The organism is Pseudomonas sp. NPDC087615 (assembly GCF_044743445.1).
In the GTDB taxonomy this organism is placed as follows: domain Bacteria; phylum Pseudomonadota; class Gammaproteobacteria; order Pseudomonadales; family Pseudomonadaceae; genus Aquipseudomonas; species Aquipseudomonas baetica_A.
Genome location: NZ_JBIUWM010000074.1, coordinates 1 through 21946, shown reverse-complemented (window position 1 = coordinate 21946; position 21946 = coordinate 1). Strand labels below are relative to the sequence as shown.

Sequence of the window (21946 nt, the reverse complement as noted above, 5' to 3'; positions counted from 1 at the left end):
TCAACGATGCCGTCTTCCAGGCAACGCACGGTTTCCAGGCACAGCGGGATCATCATCCAGTTGATGATGTCTTCATCAGTGACTTCGCGCTGCTCGTAAACGATCGGCTTGAGCACTTCCAGTACCGACGGATCGGCGACTTTCTTCTGCTTGCCTTTCTTGTCGGTCTCGTAGGCGTAGAAGCCCTTACCGTTTTTCTGGCCCAGACGCTTGGCTTCGTAAAGCACGTCAACAGCCGAACGACGGTCATCCTTCATGCGATCCGGGAAGCCTTCAGCCATCACGTCACGACCGTGGTGACCGGTATCAATGCCGACCACGTCCATCAAGTAGGCCGGACCCATCGGCCAGCCGAATTTTTCCATGATTTTATCGATGCGGACGAAGTCCACACCGGCGCTGACCAGCTTGGCGAAACCGCCGAAGTACGGGAACAGCACGCGGTTGACCAGGAAGCCCGGGCAATCGTTGACGACGATCGGGTTCTTGCCCATTTTCTTGGCGTAGGCAACGGTGGTGGCAACAGCCAGCTCGCTGGACTTCTCGCCACGGATCACTTCTACCAGCGGCATCATGTGCACCGGGTTGAAGAAGTGCATGCCGACAAAATTTTCCGGGCGCTTGAGGGCTTTCGCCAGCAGGCTGATGGAAATGGTCGAGGTGTTGGACGCGAGGATGGTGTCCTCTTTGACCTTGTCTTCGACTTCCGCCAGCACGGCTTGCTTGACTTTCGGGTTCTCGACGACAGCTTCAACAACCAGGTCAACGTGACCAAAATCGCCGTAGGACAGCGTCGGACGAATGCCATTGAGCACTTCAGCCATTTTCGCGGCTGTCATACGACCTTTGTCAACGCGGCCAACCAGCAGTTTGGCGGCTTCGGCCAGACCCTGCTCGATACCGTGCTCGTTGATGTCCTTCATCAGGATCGGCGTGCCTTTGGAAGCCGACTGATAGGCGATACCGCCACCCATGATGCCAGCGCCGAGTACGGCGGCCTGCTTCACGTCTTTGGCGATTTCGTCGTAGGCCTTGGCCTTCTTCTTCAGTTCCTGATCGTTCAGGAACAGACCGATCAAGCTCTGCGCGGCAGAGGTTTTGGCCAGTTTGACGAAACCAGCGGCTTCGATTTCCAGCGCCTTGTCACGACCGAAGTTGGCGGCTTTCTGGATGGTCTTGATCGCTTCGACCGGCGCCGGGTAGTTCGGGCCAGCTTGACCGGCAACAAAACCTTTAGCGGTTTCGAAAGCCATCATTTGTTCAATGGCGTTCAGCTTGAGCTTTTCCAGCTTCGGCTGACGCTTGGCCTTGAAATCGAACTCGCCGCAGATGGCGCGCTTGATCAGCTCAAGGGCAGCTTCCTGCAGTTTCTCTGGAGCAACTACGGCGTCGACGGCGCTGACTTTCAGGGCGTCTTCAGGGCGATTTTCCTTGCCGGCGGCAATCCATTCGATAGCGTTGTCGACACCGATCAGGCGCGGCAAACGCACGGTACCGCCGAAGCCTGGGTAGATACCCAGCTTGACTTCCGGCAGACCGATTTTGGCCTTGGTCGACATGACGCGATAGTCAGCTGCCAGGCACATTTCCAGACCGCCGCCCAGGGCGATGCCGTTGATGGCCGCTACGGTCGGAACGTTGAGGTCTTCGAAATCGCTGAAGATCTTGTTGGCTTCGAGATTGCCAGCAACCAGCTCGGCATCCGGCAGCTTGAAGTTTTCGACAAATTCAGTGATGTCGGCGCCGACGATGAACACGTCCTTGCCACTGCTGACGATCACACCCTTGATCGAAGCATCTGCCTTGATGGTGTCTACGGCCTGACGCAGCTCGTTCAGGGTAAGACGGTTGAACTTGTAGACGGACTAACCCTTGAGCTCGAATATAAATTCGACGATCCCACTTTCAAGAGCGTTAACCGTGATGGCTTTACCTTCGTAAATCATCAACTGATCTCCACGATATGGAAGCTGAACAGTACACGTCGGACGCAGGCGAATGGCTTGGCAGGACGCTTTTTCGTCGATGCTAACGCCAATCCACCCGGCACACCCGCCAACGCGATAGTCGGGATTCTGTAGGAGCGATCTGTAAGACAAACGCTCAATTCATACGCCCGTTTGATTTGGGTACGCCACCTTCACGGAATTTCCGACAATTGTCAATCGCCCAAAATACGGGTTGAAATGCGACTTTGCGGTCACTTCCGTACTACGAAGACCAGCAACACGGCTCTGCATGTCGAGCCATTCATAGAATCAATAGTTAGAAAAGTCGCCCTAATTCGCATTGAGCCCTGTTTAAAGCGGCTACGCTGAGGGGGCTACATGGAAATGCGCTGAAGGCTCGACAAGGGGCCAGCCACAAAAAATTACCGGCCTGCCTGGCCAACCCCGCCCGATGAATCATGTCGGGCTTTTTATTGCTCGTCTGCCGGACGTTTCGCACCGTTGCAGTGGGAAACGTCCACGAGTTACGCCAGCGCTTTCAGTGTGGCGTCGATGTCCTGCAAAACCGAGGTTTCGCCCTTCTCGCCCCAGTACAAGGCGATCATTTGCTTATCCGCCTCGACTTTGAAGACGTTGCCCGGCAATTTTTCGAAATGATCTAGTAGCGTCCGATCTTCGCAAACCTCCTGCCACTGATTGACCCACACACCCGGCGATTTTTGCCACCAGGACCAGCATGCCGGCTGATTGCTCCGGCGCGGTCGATGATATTGCGCACACGGACTCGGCGGCTCTTGCGAGAGCCAGTGCGGCCATTCCTGAGGCGCCAGTTGCATGGCCAGACCGATACGCCGCGCCTCCATGCGCAGGGCAATGCGACCACTCTGCGCACGCGATGGGCGCAACCAGGCCAGAGGACTCAAAACCACCAACAGGATTGACACCACCAGCCAGACCGTCATATCTCTACTCCCGATTTTAGAAGGGCCCATTGTGTCACCTTGGAACCAATGCGCTTGAAACCAGCCATACTTAACAATATTGAAACCTCAGGAGGAGCACCTCATGCCCTACCACCACATCCTGGTCGCCGTAGATCTGACTGAAGAGTGCGACCCTGTTATCCATCGCGCCCGCGAGCTGTCGGTGAGCAACGGCGCCAAGCTTTCGCTGGTGCATATCGTCGAGCCGATGGCGATGGCTTTCGGCGGCGACGTGCCAATGGATCTATCACAACTGCAACAGCAGCAGTTCGATCAAGCCAAGGAACGCCTTGAGCGCCTGAAAATCAAATATTCTGAACTCGAAGGTGCCAACTGCCACTTGACCTACGGCCAGCCACGCCAGGAAATCCACCATTTTGCCAAGGAGCATGAGTGCGATCTGATCGTGGTGGGCAGTCATGGGCGCCATGGCCTGGCGCTGCTGCTCGGCTCGACCGCCAACGATGTGTTGCACGGCGCGCCTTGTGACGTGCTAGCGGTGCACCTGGTCAAGCAGTGAAAGGCATAACCCTGCAGGGGCGGGCTTGCTCGCGAAAACGTCGGCACATCCAATTTGATGTCGAGTGACACACCGATTTCGTGAGCAAGCTCGCTCCTACCATGGACCTAAACACCACGTAAAAAGCCCGGCGCTCATGACTGAACGCCGGGCTTTTTTACATCCGGATCAATCAGGCGTCCAGCTCGGCCCAACGTTCCACCAGTGAGTCCAGCTCTGCCTGCAATTGCTCAAGCGAGGCAATCACCTTGGCAGTCTCGACAGCAGGACGCTGATAGAAACCGGCGTCGGCCATTTCAGCCTCGACCGCGGCGATCTGCTGCTCCTTGGCGTCAATCTCACCCGGCAACGCTTCCAGTTCGCGCTGCAGCTTGTAGCTCAGCTTCTTTTTCGCGGCCGGGGCAACAACGGCAGGCGCTGCGCCGGGAGCCGGCTCAGCCGTCACCACCGCCGAGTTCAGGTCAGCCTTGCCCGACTTGCTCTCGGTTACGCCCAGCAGACGCGGCGAGCCGCCCTGACGAATCCAGTCCTGATAACCACCGACGTATTCACGCACCTTGCCTTCACCTTCAAAGACCAGGGTGCTGGTGACGACGTTGTCGAGGAATGCCCGGTCGTGGCTGACCATCAGCACAGTACCGTTGAAGGTCAGCAGCACCTCTTCGAGCAGTTCGAGGGTTTCCACGTCGAGATCGTTAGTCGGTTCGTCGAGGACCAGCAGGTTAGCCGGCTTGCTGAACAGTTTTGCCAGCAGCAGGCGAGCCCGCTCCCCCCCCGACAACGCCTTGACGGGCGTGCGAGCACGCTGCGGGCTGAACAAGAAGTCGCCGAGGTAGCTCAGCACATGGCGGCTCTGGCCATCGATATCGATAAAGTCGCGACCTTCAGCGACGTTGTCGATCACGGTCTTCTCCAGATCCAGTTGATGGCGCAACTGGTCGAAGTACGCCACATCGATCCGGGTGCCCTCTTCCACTTTGCCGCTGGTCGGTTGCAGACCGCTGAGCATCAGCTTCAGCAGAGTCGTCTTGCCGGTGCCATTGGCGCCGAGCAGACCGATACGGTCGCCGCGCTGCAGCACCATCGAAAAGTCCTTGATCAGGAACGGACCGTCCGGGTGATGGAAGCTGACATTTTCCAGCACCATCACTTGCTTGCCGGACTTGTCGGCAGTTTCCAGCTGGATGTTGGCCTTGCCGGTACGCTCACGACGCTCACTGCGTTCAACACGCAGGGCTTTCAGGGCGCGGACGCGACCTTCGTTACGGGTACGACGCGCCTTGATGCCCTGACGGATCCACACTTCTTCCTGAGCCAGACGCTTGTCGAACAGCGCGTTGGCGGTCTCTTCAGCGGCCAGCGCGGCTTCTTTGTGGACGAGGAAGCTGGCGTAGTCGCCGTTCCAGTCGATCAGGCCGCCGCGATCCAGTTCGAGGATGCGCGTGGCAAGGTTTTGCAGAAAGGAACGGTCGTGCGTGATGAACAGCACGGCGCCCTGAAAATCCTTCAGCGCTTCTTCGAGCCAGGCAATTGCACCGATATCCAGGTGGTTGGTAGGTTCGTCGAGCAGCAGCAGATCCGGCTCTGACACCAATGCTTGCGCGAGCAGCACGCGACGACGCCAGCCGCCGGACAATTCGGCGAGGGTCTTGTCGGCCGGCAATTGCAGGCGGCTCAGAGTGCTGTCGACCAGGGTCTGCAAGCGCCAGCCGTCGCGGGCTTCGAGGTCATGCTGGACGTGCATCAGTTTGTCCAGATCGGCATCGGTGACGATGTTCTGGCTCAGGTGATGATACTCGGCGAGCAAGGCGCCAACGCCATCGAGGCCTTCGGCAACCACGTCGAACACCGTCCGCTCGTCGGCCACCGGCAACTCTTGCGGCAATTCGCCGATTTTCAGACCGGGTGCACGCCACACCGAGCCGTCATCGGGCTTCTGGTCGCCCTTGACCAGTTTCATCATGCTGGATTTACCAGTGCCGTTGCGGCCGATGATGCACACCCGCTCACCACGGGCGATCTGCCAGGACACCTTGTCCAACAACGGCATAGCGCCGAATGCAAGGGACACATCGCTGAATTTGAGCAGGGTCATGAGCTTCTCCAAAAACCGGGCGCGCATTCTACCTGAGTTAGGGCTTCAGCAGGCCGGCAATTTGTCTGTCGAAGCACTCTGCACAACATTTGTTGCGAACTTGTGCTGCGAGGCCCGCAAAGCTTTCGCCGCTTGCTGGCAAAAGGCTAAGCTACAGACAATTCAGTGCTGATCGAGGTCAGCACTTGTCATGATTTCTCTGCCCGGATGTCTCATGCGCAGTCGCCTTTTCAGTGTTTTTTCCTGTTTTCTACTTACCGCCGCTGCCGTTCAATCCGCCCAGGCGGTGGATCTGTCCACACAACGCCAGTATTACGATGAAGCCAAACGCGCCCTGGCCAAGGGCGATACCGGTCCATATTTGCGTTACAGCCAGGCCTTGGCCGATTATCCGCTGGAACCGTATCTGGCTTACGACGAGTTGACCGCACGCCTCAAAACCGCGAGCAACGCGGAAATCGAGAAATTCCTCGCCGAGCATGGCGACCTGCCCCAGGCCAACTGGATGAAGCTGCGCTGGTTGCGCTGGCTCGCCGACCGTGGCGATTGGACAACCTTCGTCAAGTATTACGACCCGAAACTCAATTTCACCGAACTGGACTGCCTCAATGCGCAGTACCAGATCAGCCATAACCAAAAAGCCGAGGGATACGCCAACGCGGACAAGCTCTGGCTCACGGGCAAATCGCAACCTGCTGCGTGTGATGCGCTGTTTGGTATCTGGGCCGCTGACGGTCAGTTGACCGAGCAAAAACGCTGGCAGCGCACCAAACTCGCGGCTCAGGCTCGCAACTTTGCGCTGGCCAACAGCCTGGTGAACGGCCTGACCACCCTCGCCCCACGCGGTCGTTTGTTGGTGGATGTGGCGCAAAAACCCGAGTTACTCAATCAGCCGTCACGCTTTACCCCCGCCGACGAACCGATGTCCGACGTGGTCAGCCTCGGCCTGCGCCGCTTGGCCCGCCAAGACCCTGACAAAGCCATGGCCTTGCTCGACGGTTACGCCAGCAGCATGCATTTCTCCCGCGATGAAAAAGTTGCGATCGCCCGGGAAATCGGCCTGACCCTGGCCCGACGCTTCGACAGTCGAGCGCTGGACGTGATGACCAAATACGACCCGGAACTGCGTGACAACACGGTTTCCGAATGGCGCCTGCGCCTGCTGCTGCGTCTGGCACGTTGGGACGATGCTTACCAATTGACCCGCCGCTTGCCGCAGGATCTGGCCACCACCAATCGCTGGCGCTACTGGCAAGCCCGCAGCCTGGAACTGGCACAGCCACAGAACCCGCAAGTGCAGCACCTCTACAAGAGCCTGGCCCAGGAGCGCGACTTCTACGGTTTTCTTGCCGCCGACCGCTCGCAATCCCCTTATTCGCTGAACAACAAACCTTTGATGCTCAGTCAGGCGCTGATCAACAAAGTACGCAACACCCCTGGCGTACGTCGTGCGCTGGAATTCCACGCCCGGGGACAGATCGTCGATGGCCGTCGTGAGTGGTATTACGTCAGCCGCCACTTCAACCGCGACGAAATGGTCGCCCAGGCAAAACTGGCCTATGACCTGAAATGGTACTTCCCGGCAATCCGCACCATCAGTCAGGCGAAATACTGGGACGATCTGGACATCCGCTTCCCGATGGCCCACCGCAATACCCTTGTGCGTGAAGCCAAGGTTCGCGGTCTGCATTCGAGTTGGGTATTCGCGATCACCCGTCAGGAGAGCGCGTTCATGGATGACGCGCGCTCCGGCGTTGGCGCCAGCGGGCTGATGCAACTGATGCCTGCCACCGCTAAGGAAACCGCGCGCAAGTTCAGCATTCCGCTGGCCTCGCCGAAGCAAGTACTTGATCCAGACAAGAACATCCAACTCGGCGCTGCTTATTTGAGTCAGGTGCACAGCCAGTTCAACGGCAACCGCGTCCTCGCCTCCGCCGCTTACAACGCCGGTCCAGGCCGTGTGCGCCAGTGGCTGCGTGGTGCTGACCACCTGAGCTTCGATGTCTGGGTCGAAAGCATTCCGTTCGACGAAACCCGCCAATACGTGCAGAACGTGTTGTCTTATTCGGTGATCTACGGCCAGAAGCTCAACTCACCCCAGCCGCTAGTGGATTGGCATGAGCGGTATTTTGATGATCAGTGATCTTGCTGATCACACCCGGTAAAGAAAATGCCCTTATCGCGAGATAAGGGCATTTTTCATAGCGCTCGACCGAGTCGGTGCTTAGTCGGTCATCACCTGCACGCCATCGTTGAACTGCAACGCCGCCAGCCGTGCATATAGCGGATTACTGGCAATCAATTCCTGATGCGTCCCTACCGCGACCAATTTGCCCTGGTCCATCACTGCGATCCGGTCGGCGTTCTTCACCGTGGCCAAACGGTGGGCGATCACCAGTGTGGTGCGGTTGTGCATGAGATTGGGCAAGGCTTGCTGGATCAGATGTTCACTTTGCGCGTCGAGTGCGCTGGTGGCTTCATCCAGCAGCAATATCGGCGCATCCACCAACAACGCCCGGGCAATGGCCAGACGCTGGCGCTGACCACCAGAGAGTCCCAGACCGCCATCTCCCAGATGGGTTTGATAGCCATCAGGCATTTGTTCGATGAAGTCATGGGCGTGGGCAATTCGGGCCGCTTCCTTGACGTGTTCCAGCGTGGCCGATGGGCAGCCATAGCGGATATTTTCCTCCACGCTGCCGAAGAACAGCGCCGGCGTCTGGGAAACCAAAGCAAAACAGCGACGCAGATCCAGCGGATCGAGACTGGTCAACGGCACCCCATCCAGCAGAATTCGGCCTTCGCGCGGATCGTAAAAGCGCAGCAGCAAGTCATACACCGTGGATTTACCGGCACCGGACGGCCCCACCAGCGCCAGAGTTTCACCAGCCCGAACGGTAAGATTCAACCCATCGACGGCGTAGCTTTGCGGACGCGAGGGGTAGGAAAACCTTACATCCTGCAGTTCCAGTTCGCCTTTTACTCGCGCCGGCAAGGTCACCAAGCCCGTCGCTGGCGGTTGAATGATGTTTTCCGAGCGCAGCAATTCGGCAATCCGTTCAGCGGCACCGGCGGCGCGTTGCAGTTCACCAATCACTTCGCTCAATGTGCCAAAAGCGCTGCCGACAATCAGGCTGTAGAAGACGAACGCCGCCAGTTCACCGGCAGATATCCGCCCGGCGATTACATCCATGCCGCCGACCCACAACATCACCGCTACAGCGCCGAGCACCAGCACGATGACCAGAGTAATCAGCCACGCACGCTGGAAGATTCGCTTGCGTGCCGTTTCGAAAGCCTGCTCGACCGTCGTCGCAAAGCGTTGCTCATCCTGCGCCTGATGGTTGTAAGCCTGAACGGTTTTGATCTGGCCGAGGGTTTCGGAAACGTAGCTGCCGATGTCGGCAATCCGGTCCTGGCTCTGCCGCGACAGATTGCGCACGCGCCGTCCGAAAATCAGGATCGGCGCAATCACCAGCGGTAAAGCGATCACCACGATGCTGGTGAGTTTGGGGTTGGTGATGAAGAGCAGTACGACGCCGCCGATGACCATCAGCAAGTTGCGCAAGAACAGCGACAATGACGAACCGATCACCGATTGCAGCAAAGCGGTATCAGCCGTCAGGCGTGACTGGATTTCCGAACTGCGATTGTCCTCGTAAAACCCCGGGTGCAGGTAAACCAAATGGTTGAACACCTGCCGACGGATGTCTGCCACCACACGCTCACCGATCCACGACACCAGGTAGAACCGGGCAAAGGTGCCGACCGCCAAGCCCAATACCAACAGCATGAATATGCCTATGGATTGGTTGAGCAAGTGCGGTGATTGGGTCATGAACCCCTGATCGACCAGCAGTTTGATCCCCTGCCCCAACGACAAGGTAATACCGGCCGTAACGATCAACGCTAACAGCGCGCCGAAGGCCGGCCAGCGATATGGGGCGAGAAAACGACTGGTCAGACGCAAGGCGCGCCGGTGTCGAGAGGAAAGCATCGGGATCATTGAGGTTCACATCTGCACTGATGGATAGGGTCAGCCTACACACTCAAATGGGGTGGAACTCTGTAAATCACAATGAGTCAGGTTAAATATGCCCGTGATGACTAGGGTCTAGACACTATTGGTCTAAAGTCCCGGTTGAGACGAACGGTCATTTCTGGTTGAGTGGAGATGCCGCCCCCGATAAAGCTCAGGGGATTGTCACAGCCCGGTCACGTGGCGGTTCTAACCTAGGCACACAACCTGATGAGGAGACAGGCCATGTCCTTGCAACACAGCAGCAATGACAAGATTGAAGTGATCCGCACCAAGCCCGGCCAGACTCTGGGTTGCTCGATCATTGATAAGGACGGGCGTGAAGTACCGATCACTGAAGACATGATCCAGAACGCTTGCCGCGAACTGGAGAAGCGATTGATCAAGCCTGCCGAACAAAAGTGATATAGCCACTGTCTTCCTGACCCGGCCCCTTTGGCCGGGTTTTTTATGCGTGGCTGTCAGACCGCAGCGCGCCCTTCGCGAGCAAGCCCGCTCCCACACGGATTCTGTGTCTTTCAACCCATGTGGGAGCGGGCTCGCTCGCGAAGGGGCCGGTTCGGTGCCCTAGACGGCAACCGCTCCAAGTGCCGCCACGATCTGCCGCAATACAGGCGAATCCCCCTCAATCAGCACCTTCAACCCTTCAATCTCGCGCCGAACCGGATATTGCTTGCGCAGCACATCAAACGCCGCACGCTGTTCAGCGACATTGCCTACAAGGCTGCGGCGAAAATCTGCATCATCGCGGCGCGGGTCGTACACGCCTCGGCACAACATCGCCAACGCCCAGGCAGGATCGCTGTCGGCATGCAAGGTGACTTGCGACAACCATGGGGCTGGCAGCAAGTCAGTGAGTTGGATGCTCGCAGGCTGCCCGATAAAGTCGCAGTACGCCTGATAGATCTGTGCCGTCCCGCGCTGTTTGCCATCGAGGCTGTACCCGGCAATGTGCGGCGTGGCCAGCACGCAGAGTTCGGCCAGTGCCACATCGACCTCCGGTTCTGCCTCCCAGACATCGAGCACTGCTTGCAGATCCTCACGCGCCAGCAGCACTTTGCGCAGCGCGGCGTTATCCACCACCGGGCCACGGGCAGCATTGATGAGCCAGGCACCTGGTTTGAGTTGCTGCAAACGCTGTTGATCGAACAGATGCCAGGTCGCCCCGTCACCGCTGCGGGTCAATGGCGTGTGCAGGCTGATCACATCGCATTGCTCGATGATCTGCTCCAGGCTGACGTAATCGCCCCCCTCGGCGGCCTGACGCGGCGGATCACAGACCTTCACGTTCCAGCCCAGACCTTTAAGAACCGTGATCAGTCGACCACCGACTTCGCCCGCGCCCACAACACCGAAGGTCCGCTGAGCCAGATCAACGCCTTCGATTTCGGCCAGCGTCATCAGACTGCCAAGCACGTAATCGACCACGCCCCGGGCATTACAGCCGGGCGCGCTCGACCAGGTGATACCGGCTTCAGCGAAGTATTCAAGATCCAGATGATCAGTGCCTATGGTGCAGGTGCCAACAAAGCGCACCTTGCTGCCCTCAAGCAACGCACGGTTGACGCTGGTCACTGAACGCACCAGCAACACATCGGCCTGTTCAACCGTCGCACGGTCGATGGAACGGCCTGGAACTCGGCGGATCTCACCGAAACCGGCAAAAAAAGCATCGAGCAACGGAATATTTTCGTCGGCAACAATCAGCATGGCGGGCTCCTTTGGCGGATCGGCAGTTTAGGTGCAGATAGGCGGTTGGGCCAGCAGGCGTTGCGCTTACAAATCCGTAACAGAGGATTTTTCCTGACCAAGGCGTCAGCGGCGTAGAATACGGCGCCCTGCGCATCAACATCTGTGGACGCTTTGCCTGTGAACTCTGTAACTGACCAACCTGTCGCCGTCGCCCTCACACGCCCCGCCAGGGTTCGCCTGGAGATGAAAAACCTGCTCGTCCTTGCGTTGCCGATCATCATTGCGCAACTGGCAACCACGGCCATGGGTTTCGTCGATACGGTAATGGCCGGTCGCGTCGGCCCCGGGGATCTGGCTGCGGTGGCCCTGGGCAACTCGATCTGGGTACCGGTCTTTCTGCTGATGACCGGCACCTTGCTGGCGACCACGCCGAAAGTCGCCCAGCGCTTCGGCGCCGGCACTCACAGCGAAATCGGCCCGGTCGTGCGGCAGGCATTGTGGCTGGCGTTGGCAGTAGGGTTAATTGCGACCGCAATGCTGCTCGGCGCCGAGCCGATCCTGCATCTGATGAACGTCGATCGCGAGCTGATTGGCCCTTGCATGCAGTATTTGCACGGGATCGCCAGCGGTCTCCCGGCGGTAGCGTTCTATCACGTACTGCGCTGCTTCAGTGACGGTCTGGGCCGCACTCGGCCGGCGATGGTGTTGGGCCTGTGCGGTCTGGCGCTCAATATTCCGCTGAACTACATCTTCATCTATGGCCACTTCGGCGTGCCGGCCATGGGCGGCGTCGGCTGCGGTTGGGCCACGGCGATCGTGATGTGGGTGATGGCCCTGGGGCTGACCGGTTACGAGCGCTGGGCGCCAGCCTATCGTTCAAGTGAACTGTTCAGCCGTTTCGACTGGCCACAGTGGGCGGTCATCAAGCGTCTGCTGGCGATCGGCCTGCCGATCGGTATCGCCGTGTTTGCCGAGTCGAGCATTTTCGCGGTCATCGCGCTGCTGATCGGCAGCCTCGGCGCTACCGTGGTGGCCGGGCACCAGATTGCACTCAACGTCAGCTCGCTGGTGTTCATGATTCCTTACTCACTGGGCATGGCAGTTACCGTGCGCGTGGGCCAGGCTCTGGGCCGGGAAGAACCGCGTGAAGCGCGTTTTGCGGCGGGCGTCGGCATGGGGACCGCATTGGCCTACGCCTGCTTGTCGGCGAGCATGATGCTGCTGTTGCGCGAGCCGATTGCGGCGATCTACACCGCTGACCCGACGGTGATTCACATCGCCGCGATGCTGATTGTGTATTCGGCGCTGTTTCAGTTTTCCGACGCGATCCAGGTCACCGCCGCCGGCGCGCTGCGTGGTTATCAGGACACACGCGTGACGATGATCCTGACCCTGTTCGCCTATTGGGGCATCGGTCTGCCGGTGGGTTATGCCCTCGGCCTGAGTGATTGGCTCGGCGCGCCACGTGGCCCGAGCGGTTTGTGGCAAGGTTTGATCGTCGGCCTGAGTTGTGCGGCGTTCATGTTGTCGATTCGTCTGACCCGCAGCGCGCGCAAGCGTATCCGTATCAGCCGTTCGCTGGGCTAAGTCCACTTAAACCAAAAAAATGTGGGAGCGGGCTTGCTCGCGAAAGCGGTATCTCAGTCGCCATTGTAGGTGACTGAAAAACGGCATTCGCGAGCAAGCCCGCTCCCACATTGGGTTTGGCCTGAGGCTCAGGCTTGTTTCTTGCGAATCCAGTACAGGTAAGTACCAGCCTCTTCATGCTGGCTAACCAGTTCATGGTCGAGAAACACGCAGAACTTGGGAATGTCGCGACGGGTCGAAGGGTCGGTGGCGATCACCTTGAGCAGGCCGCCGGGTGCCAGATCACGGATATGCTGATGCAGCATCATCACCGGCTCCGGGCAATTGAGGCCAGTGGCATCGAGGGTACCGTCGACCGGCATGTCGATCATTTCACTCATGATTCACTCCTGAAACTGGCCGGCATTGTCGCGCATTGCCGGGTATATCGTCTAACCCTGTGGTGCTTCAGCGGGATTTGGTTTTTTTAACGTCATGCCGGCGCAAGTGGCACGTGACCTCTTCGCGGTCGTGATACAGCTGCTTGCAGCCGATATCAACCTTGATCCCACGCGCCTTGAAACCATCGGCAATGCGCTCAAGCAGACGCTTCACTTCGGCATAACGCTGCTTCATCGGCAGCTTCAGGTTCACGACCGCCTCACGGCAATGCCCCTCGCCGATCCACTCTTCGAGCATCGCGGCGTTACGCGCCGGTTTCTCGACGATGTCGCAAACCATCCAGTCCACCGGTTGCTTGGGCTTGAAGGTAAAACCGTCAGCCATCAAGTGCTGCACCAACCCCGTGTCCATCAGACTTTCGGCCATCGGGCCGTTGTCGATGGCGGTCACCAGCATGCCGCGGTTGACCAGTTGCCAGGTCCAGCCACCCGGCGCGGCGCCAAGATCGACGCCGGTCATGTCGCTGTGTAGACGATCTTCCCACTGATCACGCGGGATGAAGTGGTGCCAGGCCTCTTCCAGCTTCAGAGTCGAACGGCTTGGCGCCTCACGCGGGAACTTCAAACGTGGGATACCCATCGGCCACATCGCCGAGTTACCCGCGTCCGCCATACCGAGAAACACTTCGCGGCCGCTCTTGAAGGTCAGCAACAGACGCGGCTTGCTGGCGTCTTCCACCAGTTTGCCGGCGCCGGTTAACGCTTTACGCAGCGGCCCTTCGAACTTCTTGCAGAAGTTCGACAGTTCCTTGCCGTCGTTGGTGTCGACGACTTCCAGCCAAAGGCTGCCGCACACCGGGAAATCGGCCATGTGCGCGAGGATCACGCTGATACGGTCGGTTTCCGGCAGATCGATGAAAACGCCACGCGCCCATTGGCGCGGGAAGATCAGCTCGGCAAAACGCTGACCACGCATCAGGCGCTCGGCGCCGTCTTCTTCGGTGCAGACAAACTCGGCGCAGGCGGTGGCCGTTTTGGCTTTGGCGTAACCGGCCACGTTGAGTTGGGCGGCGAGGTCGGAAATCTCCGAGCAGACTTCGCCTTCGAAACCTGGCCGGCAATGCATGAATAGGGTGTTCATTCTTACTCCTGGGCAGAGGGCGGACATTCGGCCCCTGCGCGATGCTCAAGCCTTGCGTTGCGGCAAAGCCTGTCACGAAAACCGGCGCATGATAGCCGATGTCGGAACCTTGGACTTCGTCATAGAGTCCAGTTATTAGCCAGCTAATGAAAACAGGGCTAGTTTTAAAGCTCTATTCGTCCCCCGATCCGTAGCCGTGCGGATTCAAAGGAGTGATCGTAATGCCGTCCCTCGATAGTCTGAAGACGCTTAAAACACTGCAAATCGACGATACGACCTACCACTATTTCAGCCTGCCGGATGCTGCCAAAAGCCTTGGCAATATCGACAAGCTACCGATGTCGCTGAAAGTTCTGCTGGAAAACCTGCTGCGCTGGGAAGATGAAAAAACCGTCACCGGCGCCGACCTCAGGGCGATTGCCGCGTGGCTCAAGGAGCGCCGCTCCGACCGCGAGATCCAGTACCGCCCGGCCCGGGTATTGATGCAAGATTTTACCGGTGTACCGGCTGTGGTCGATCTCGCCGCGATGCGCGCCGCCATGGCCAAGGCCGGTGGTGATCCGCAGCGGATCAACCCGCTGTCGCCGGTGGACCTGGTGATCGACCACTCGGTGATGGTCGACAAATTCGCCACCGCCAGCGCTTTCGAGCAGAACGTCGACATCGAAATGCAGCGCAACGGCGAGCGTTATGCCTTCCTGCGTTGGGGCCAGAGCGCTTTCGACAACTTCAGCGTGGTGCCGCCGGGCACCGGGATCTGCCACCAGGTCAACCTCGAATACCTCGGCCGCACGGTGTGGACCAAAGAGGAAGACGGTCGCACCTATGCCTTCCCCGATACGCTAGTGGGCACCGACTCCCACACCACCATGATCAATGGCCTTGGCGTGCTGGGCTGGGGTGTCGGCGGGATCGAAGCCGAAGCGGCGATGCTTGGGCAACCGGTGTCGATGCTGATTCCGGAAGTGGTCGGTTTCAAACTGACCGGCAAACTCAAGGAAGGCATCACCGCGACAGACCTGGTGCTGACCGTCACGCAAATGCTGCGCAAGAAAGGCGTGGTCGGCAAATTCGTCGAGTTCTATGGCGACGGCCTCGCCGACCTGCCGCTGGCTGACCGCGCGACCATCGCCAACATGGCCCCGGAATATGGCGCAACGTGCGGTTTCTTTCCGGTCGATGACGTGACCCTGGAATACCTGCGCCTGTCCGGGCGCCCCCCACAAGTGGTGAAACTGGTAGAGGCTTACACCAAGACTCAGGGGTTGTGGCGTCTGCCCGGTCAGGAGCCGGAGTTCACCGACAGCCTGGCGCTGGACATGGGCACCGTCGAAGCGAGCCTCGCCGGGCCAAAACGGCCGCAGGATCGCGTTTCATTGCCCAATGTCGCGCAAGCCTTCAGCGACTTCCTCGATCTGCAATTCAAACCCACCAGCAAAGAAGAAGGACGCCTGGAAAGCGAAGGTGGCGGCGGCGTGGCCGTGGGTAATGCCGATCTCATCGGTGAAACGGAGTACGAATACGAGGGGCGCACCTATCGACTGAAAAACGGCGCCGTGGTTATCGCCGCCATCACCTCGTGTACCAACACCTCCAACCCGAGCGTGATGATGGCCGCCGGGCTCTTGGCCAAAAAAGCCGTGGAAAAAGGTCTGACCCGTAAACCGTGGGTGAAGAGTTCGTTGGCGCCAGGCTCGAAAGTGGTCACCGATTACTACAACGCGGCGGGGCTGACGCAATACCTCGATCAGCTTGGCTTTTCGCTGGTGGGTTACGGTTGCACCACCTGCATCGGCAACTCCGGCCCGCTGCCAGAGCCGATCGAGAAAGCCATTCAGAACGCCGACCTTGCTGTCGCTTCGGTGCTGTCCGGCAATCGCAACTTCGAAGGTCGAGTGCATCCATTGGTGAAAACCAACTGGCTGGCCTCACCGCCGCTGGTGGTGGCTTACGCGCTGGCCGGCACTGTTCGTACCGATATCAGCAGCGAACCGTTGGGCAATGACCCACAAGGCAATCCGGTATACCTGCGCGATATCTGGCCAAGCAGCAAGGAAATCGCCGACGCGGTGAATCAGGTCAACACCGCGATGTTCCACAAGGAATACGCCGAGGTGTTTGCCGGCGACGAACAGTGGCAAGCCATCGAGGTGCCACAAGCGGCAACTTATGTGTGGCAGGACGATTCGACCTACATCCAGCATCCGCCGTTTTTCGACGAGATTTCTGGCCCACTGCCAGAGATCAAGGATGTAAAAGGCGCGCGGGTGTTGGCTTTGCTCGGCGATTCGGTGACCACCGACCACATCTCCCCTGCCGGCAACATCAAGACCGACAGTCCGGCCGGGCGTTACCTGCGCGAAAAAGGCGTGGAACCGCGGGACTTCAACTCCTACGGCTCGCGGCGCGGCAACCATGAAGTGATGATGCGCGGCACCTTTGCCAACATCCGCATCCGCAACGAGATGCTCGGCGGTGAAGAAGGCGGCAACACGATCTACATTCCCACGGGTGAAAAACTGGCGATCTACGACGCGGCCATGAAATATCAGGCTTCGGGAACACCCCTGGTGGTGATCGCCGGACAGGAATACGGTACCGGCTCCAGCCGTGACTGGGCGGCTAAAGGCACCAACCTGTTGGGTGTCAAAGCGGTGATTGCCGAAAGTTTCGAGCGCATCCACCGCTCCAATCTGGTGGGCATGGGCGTATTGCCGCTGCAGTTCAAGCTCGACCAAAACCGCAAGAGCCTGCACCTGACCGGCAAGGAAACCTTCGAGATTAAGGGCCTGAGCGGCATTGAGCTGACGCCGCGGATGAACCTGCCGCTGGTGATCACCCGTGAATACGGGCAGCAGGAGAAAATCGACGTGCTGTGCCGCATCGATACCTTGAATGAAGTGGAGTACTTCAAGGCGGGCGGAATCCTGCATTACGTGCTGCGGCAGCTTATCGCCTCTTGATCCACACCGTACCTGCTGGGAGGGAGCTTGCTCTCCCCCAGCAATAGGTTATACCGGCACTTTTTTACGGACGAAAAAAAACCCGCCGAAGCGGGTTTTTCCCAAGACCATTATCGACTCCCTGTCGGCAGCGATCCTTGCAATGGTCGATCATCCGTGATCCTGAAGTACTCCCTGTGCTTCAGTTGATGTGTGTAGATTACGCGTGGGATCCAATCGGCAATAGTCGACATAACTACCATCGCGTGTAGGACATTCGCCATACGACCCCTTCCGAAAACCCTTAGACGTGTCAGGCGCGGGGCTTCAAATCCGCAATTTGTTCGACTTTCAGCGGCCCATAGGCGTATTCCGGCAGAAACCACACAGCGGCCAACATACCCAACCTCACCCCCCAGCCCCCTGACGGGCCCTGGCACTGTCAATCAGAAAGTGTTCCAAGCGGCTCAACTGTTCTTCCCAGCCACGGCTGTCCATGTAATACGCCTCCTTCTGACGAATATCCGGAATGTGTGCAAAACCTGACTCTGACACCTTCAGCAAGGTGCCTTCCTCGTAATCTTGCAGCTCAAACTTGACCAGCGTGGTGGGCTCTTGGGAATAGTCGATCTTCGGATTGACCGCATACGGATGCCAGCGGAATGAAAATAGTTGCTGCGGCTCGACTCGCTCGACCAGCACATTCCATAAAACGTGCTCAAAACCCGGATACGTGACTTGCCCTTGCGTCCATTCGCCGGCAATAAAACGCCTGCCCTCCAGTGCCACCCCAAACCACTGGCCAAACGCCTCGGCATCGACCAATGCACGCCAGACATGAGAACGTGGCGCCCTGAGCGTGATTTTGCGTTCGAAACTATTGGGTACTGGTTTCATACGTCACCTCCTGTTCTGAACAGTAGGCTTGTATGACCACATGTCCAACCTGAAGTTGTATCAAAGCAGTGCGGCTGTTCACCTGCAATGACACATCCCGCAGCGTTTCAAGCGCCTCTGAACGGATGAAACTGATACCTGTTCCCGGGAACTGAACGAAGCAAAGAAGAATCATGCAGCCATCCCTCACCGAACGGTATCGCGGCGCCCTGTTGGGCCTGGCTTGCGGCGACGCGGTCGGCACCACGGTTGAGTTCAAACCGCGCGGTTCATTCCAACCATTGACCGACATGGTCGGTGGTGGTCCTTTCAACTTGAAGCCGGGGCAATGGACGGACGACACATCGATGGCTCTGTGCCTGGCGGAAAGTCTGCTGAATAAAAACGGTTTCGATGCCACAGACCAGATAGGCCGCTATCTCAACTGGTGGAAATGGGGTTACCTCAGTTCTACCGGCGAATGTTTTGATATCGGCATGACCGTCAGTCAGGCGCTCTCGCAGTATCAGCAAACAGGTGAGCCCTTTGCTGGATCAGCCGACCCGTACACTGCTGGCAACGGCTCCCTGATGCGGCTGGCGCCGGTGATGCTGTTTTACTTTCCCGACGTAGAACAGGTACGAAAGTTTGCCGCCGACAGTTCGCGAACAACCCAGGCGGCGCCTGAAGCCATCGAATGCTGCTTACTATTTGCCGAACTGATCGGCAAAACCCTGCTCGGAACAGCGAAAAACATCTTGCTCGAGCACGCCCTCACGACCTTCACCCAACCCAAAGTCGCTGCGCTGGCCCGAGGTGAATACCTCGAAAAATCGGCAAACGAAATACGCGGTAGCGGCTACAGCGTCGAGTCATTGGAAGCAGCGTTGTGGTGCCTTCTACGGCGTCCGGGCCATTCCTGCCAAATGGCTGGAACTGCTGCATGAAGGCGAGGAGATTACCGCGACCGCAGACCGCTTGCTTGAAGCCTCCAGCCAACGCGTACCTGAATAGGATCCACACAGTCGTTACACTACTCTGCACTTTCATCCGACATAGCGAGAACTCCCATGTCCCCACGCCTGCTCCTGGCCCTGACGCCATTTCTGTTCACCCCCCTCGCCCACGCCGCCATCGATTGCGCCAACGCCAGCGATCAGGCGACGATGAATCAATGCGCCGGACAGGACTTCAAAGCGGCGGACAAAGAGCTGAATACCGTATATCAGCAGATCACCGGCTGGCTGAAGGACAACCCGGATAGCAAGAAGCTGTTGGTCAATGCGCAGCGGGCGTGGATCGGGTTTCGCGATGCCGAGTGCGCGTTTTCGTCATCCGGGGCGGCGGGCGGCAGCGTTTACCCGCTGATTTACAGTAGCTGCATGACGGCCGTGACCAAAGTCCGGGTTGAGACGCTGAAGCAGTATTTGAAGTGTGAAGAAGGTGACATGGGTTGCCCGGTACCCGGGGCCTGATGCTTGTAGTGCCGAATCTTTCGCGCAACAACCGTGCCGCCGCGTTGAAACGATATTTCTCGACAGCTTCCAGCACATGCTCAGCCTGTGAGAGCCTGTGCTGTAAAGCTGTTGCCGGTTAAACGTGCGGATTGCCCGGTGCTTTGGTTGGCGCCGCGTATTGCGGCTTAAGATGACCGTCTTGATCGAGTAGCCAGGCGTCCATGATCTGCCGTACTACGGGACCGGCGACACGACCACCGGCTTCGCCGTTTTCAATCATCACCGAAACCGCAATCTTTGGATCTTCGGCCGGCGCGAAGCCGACGAACAAGGCATTGTCGCGGTGGCGTTCGAGAGTCTTCTCACGGTTGTAGCGCTCACCCTGCTTGATCGCCACCACCTGTGCCGTGCCGCTCTTGCCGGCGATTCGATATTGCGCGCCCGCTGCTGCCGCGCGAGCAATGCCGCGGGGAGCGTGCATCACCATCTGCATGCCGTGGTTGACCTGCTCCCAGTCGCGCGGGTCCTTGAGCACGATATTCGGCATCGGATGCTCATCGACCGGTGCCACACCATCGACGGTCTTGGCCAAGTGCGGTCGGTTCCACACGCCTTTGTTTGCGATCAACGCAGTCGCCTGCGCCAGTTGCAAAGGCGTGACCTGCATGTAGCCTTGACCGATACCGAGGATGACCGTTTCGCCCGGGTACCAGGCCTGCCGCCGTGTCGCACGCTTCCAGGCTTGAGATGGCATCAGACCGGGGGATTCTTCGAACATATCCAGCGAGACTTTCTCACCCAAGCCGAACATCGCCATGTAGTCGTGCAGGCGATCAATGCCCAGCTTGTGCGCCAAGTCATAGAAGTAGGTGTCGTTGGAGCGCATGATCGCTGCGTCCATGTCTACCCAACCGTCACCGCTGTGGTTCCAGTTGCGGTACTTGTGATCGTAGTCCGGGAGTTGGTAGTAGCCCGGATCGAACACGCGGGTCTGCGGCGTGACAACGCCCGCATCGAGACCGGCGATCGCGACTTCCGGCTTGATCGTCGAACCCGGCGCGTACAAGCCCCGAAGTACACGGTTGAATAGCGGTCGATCGATGGAGTCACGGAGCGCCGAATACTCCTTGGAGCTGATGCCAGTAACGAACAGGTTCGGGTCAAAACTCGGGTTGCTGACCATGGCTAACACCTCGCCACTGCTCGGATCGAGCGCCACGACGGAACCGCGGCGATTCCCCAAAGCTGCTTCGGCAGCCTCCTGCAATTTGACGTCGAGGCTCAGGACAATGTTTTTGCCCGGCACGGGATCTGTATGTTTGAGTACCCGTAGCACTCGGCCTTGAGCGTTGGTTTCCACTTCCTCATAACCGACGTGACCGTGCAGTTGCGCTTCATAGAAGCGTTCGATACCGGTTTTGCCGATGGATTGGGTGCCGCGGTATTCCACCGAGTCGAGGGTCTTGGATTCTTTTTCGTTGATTCGGCCGACATAACCAATTGAGTGAGCGAAGTGCATGCCGAATGGGTAATGTCGAACGAACTGTGGTTCGACATCCAGGCCAGGCAAACGGAACTCATTGACCGCCAACACAGCGATCTGCTGTTCGGTCAGTTCATAGAACAGCGTTACCGGAGTGAACGGGTGGCGGGACTGCTTCAGCGCCTTATCGAATACCGTGCGATCTTCCGCAGGTAAGTGTAGGAGATTGATGACCTCGTCCAGTTCCTGATTGACGTTGGTGGCACGCTCGCGAGTGATGCTCAGGTTGTAACTGGGACGGTTATCTGCCAATAGCACGCCATTGCGGTCGTAGATCAGTCCGCGTGTGGGCGGGATCGGCAAGACATGGACGCGATTGTTTTCTGAAATGGTTGAGTGGTAATCGAACTCGACTACTTGCAGGATGTAAAGGCGTACCACCAGCGCACAGCTAATAACGAAGACAAAAAAGGCGCAGGCGATCAAGCGTTTGTTGACCAGCCGCGTCTCTTTCTCGTGATCCTTGATCGGGATTGGTTCAGGCATTTCTACAGCAACTCTTTGACATAAATGAGTGCCGATCCATAGGCATGGCATCAGTCCATGAAAAAAAGAGCTGCACCATACCAAAAACTGCCGGGTTACTTCAGAAGGTTTTTTCCCGATGGCAGATCTTGCGACGGCTGGGCAATCGAAGCACGAGCAAAAACTTTCCTGCGGGCAAAACAAAACCCCAACTGCTTTCGCAATTGGGGTTTCGGAATTTAATCTTGACGATGACCTACTCTCACATGGGGAAACC

14 protein-coding genes and 2 pseudogenes are annotated in these 21946 nt (G+C 58.2%); 7 read left to right on the top strand and 9 right to left on the bottom strand.

The window, feature by feature from the left end; translation table 11 throughout:
• A pseudogene (gene fadB, locus ACIOU6_RS25290) lies at positions 1-1946 on the bottom strand (fatty acid oxidation complex subunit alpha FadB); the annotation flags it as partial.
• A gap of 527 nt (positions 1947-2473) precedes the next feature.
• On the bottom strand, positions 2474-2911 hold the full coding sequence (locus tag ACIOU6_RS25285; RefSeq protein WP_221733232.1) for a hypothetical protein: 438 nt from the start codon (positions 2909-2911) through the stop codon (positions 2474-2476).
• Positions 2912-3014: 103 nt separating this feature from the next.
• Here ACIOU6_RS25285 and ACIOU6_RS25280 point away from each other — a divergent pair, with 103 nt between their 5' ends.
• The gene (locus ACIOU6_RS25280) at positions 3015-3452 is read left to right on the top strand and encodes a universal stress protein (protein WP_401139273.1); all 438 of its coding nucleotides are present in this window, start codon (positions 3015-3017) and stop codon (positions 3450-3452) included.
• Between the two features lie 172 nt (positions 3453-3624).
• On the opposite strand, the gene ACIOU6_RS25275 is transcribed toward ACIOU6_RS25280, so the two are convergent.
• Positions 3625-5547, bottom strand: coding sequence for an ATP-binding cassette domain-containing protein (locus tag ACIOU6_RS25275; protein ID WP_401139271.1), 1923 nt, complete (start codon positions 5545-5547; stop codon positions 3625-3627).
• Between the two features lie 214 nt (positions 5548-5761).
• Here ACIOU6_RS25275 and ACIOU6_RS25270 point away from each other — a divergent pair, with 214 nt between their 5' ends.
• Positions 5762-7690: a transglycosylase SLT domain-containing protein gene (locus ACIOU6_RS25270; RefSeq protein ID WP_221733235.1), complete on the top strand. Its 1929-nt coding sequence runs from the start codon at positions 5762-5764 to the stop codon at positions 7688-7690.
• 81 nt (positions 7691-7771) lie between these two features.
• Here ACIOU6_RS25270 and ACIOU6_RS25265 read toward each other — a convergent pair whose 3' ends face one another.
• Positions 7772-9553 (bottom strand): ABC transporter transmembrane domain-containing protein, encoded by a 1782-nt coding sequence (locus ACIOU6_RS25265; protein ID WP_401139268.1) that lies wholly within the window; start codon positions 9551-9553, stop codon positions 7772-7774.
• Positions 9554-9811: 258 nt separating this feature from the next.
• Here ACIOU6_RS25265 and ACIOU6_RS25260 point away from each other — a divergent pair, with 258 nt between their 5' ends.
• Positions 9812-9991, top strand: coding sequence for a PA1571 family protein (locus ACIOU6_RS25260; RefSeq protein ID WP_221733237.1), 180 nt, complete (start codon positions 9812-9814; stop codon positions 9989-9991).
• Between the two features lie 162 nt (positions 9992-10153).
• Here the strand turns inward: ACIOU6_RS25260 and pdxB are convergent, their stop codons facing one another.
• The gene (gene pdxB, locus ACIOU6_RS25255) at positions 10154-11296 is read right to left on the bottom strand and encodes a 4-phosphoerythronate dehydrogenase PdxB (protein ID WP_401139267.1); all 1143 of its coding nucleotides are present in this window, start codon (positions 11294-11296) and stop codon (positions 10154-10156) included.
• A 159-nt stretch (positions 11297-11455) separates the two neighbouring features.
• Between pdxB and ACIOU6_RS25250 the strand changes: the two genes are divergently transcribed.
• On the top strand, positions 11456-12865 hold the full coding sequence (locus ACIOU6_RS25250; RefSeq protein WP_401139265.1) for an MATE family efflux transporter: 1410 nt from the start codon (positions 11456-11458) through the stop codon (positions 12863-12865).
• A gap of 128 nt (positions 12866-12993) precedes the next feature.
• Here the strand turns inward: ACIOU6_RS25250 and tusA are convergent, their stop codons facing one another.
• Complete coding sequence (tusA, locus tag ACIOU6_RS25245) at positions 12994-13245, bottom strand: sulfurtransferase TusA (RefSeq protein ID WP_221733240.1); 252 nt, start codon at positions 13243-13245, stop codon at positions 12994-12996.
• 67 nt (positions 13246-13312) lie between these two features.
• Positions 13313-14386 carry a 23S rRNA (cytidine(2498)-2'-O)-methyltransferase RlmM gene (gene rlmM, locus ACIOU6_RS25240; RefSeq protein ID WP_221733241.1) on the bottom strand — a complete coding sequence of 358 codons (1074 nt, stop codon included), beginning with the start codon at positions 14384-14386 and terminating at the stop codon, positions 13313-13315.
• A 221-nt stretch (positions 14387-14607) separates the two neighbouring features.
• Here rlmM and acnA point away from each other — a divergent pair, with 221 nt between their 5' ends.
• Entirely contained in the window at positions 14608-17349 is a 2742-nt protein-coding gene (gene acnA / locus ACIOU6_RS25235; RefSeq protein ID WP_401139263.1) for an aconitate hydratase AcnA, read from the top strand.
• Between the two features lie 387 nt (positions 17350-17736).
• Here acnA and ACIOU6_RS25230 read toward each other — a convergent pair whose 3' ends face one another.
• Complete coding sequence (locus ACIOU6_RS25230) at positions 17737-18225, bottom strand: SRPBCC family protein (RefSeq protein ID WP_221733243.1); 489 nt, start codon at positions 18223-18225, stop codon at positions 17737-17739.
• Between the two features lie 173 nt (positions 18226-18398).
• On the opposite strand from ACIOU6_RS25230, the pseudogene ACIOU6_RS25225 reads away from it, so the two are divergent.
• Together ACIOU6_RS25225 and ACIOU6_RS25220 are read left to right on the top strand one after the other, a co-directional pair.
• Positions 18399-19218: pseudogene (locus ACIOU6_RS25225) on the top strand (ADP-ribosylglycohydrolase family protein).
• Positions 19219-19274: 56 nt separating this feature from the next.
• Positions 19275-19679 (top strand): lysozyme inhibitor LprI family protein, encoded by a 405-nt coding sequence (locus ACIOU6_RS25220; protein WP_401139261.1) that lies wholly within the window; start codon positions 19275-19277, stop codon positions 19677-19679.
• A 118-nt stretch (positions 19680-19797) separates the two neighbouring features.
• Here ACIOU6_RS25220 and mrdA read toward each other — a convergent pair whose 3' ends face one another.
• The gene (gene mrdA / locus ACIOU6_RS25215) at positions 19798-21690 is read right to left on the bottom strand and encodes a penicillin-binding protein 2 (protein WP_221733245.1); all 1893 of its coding nucleotides are present in this window, start codon (positions 21688-21690) and stop codon (positions 19798-19800) included.
• Between the last annotated feature and the right edge of the window lie 256 nt (positions 21691-21946).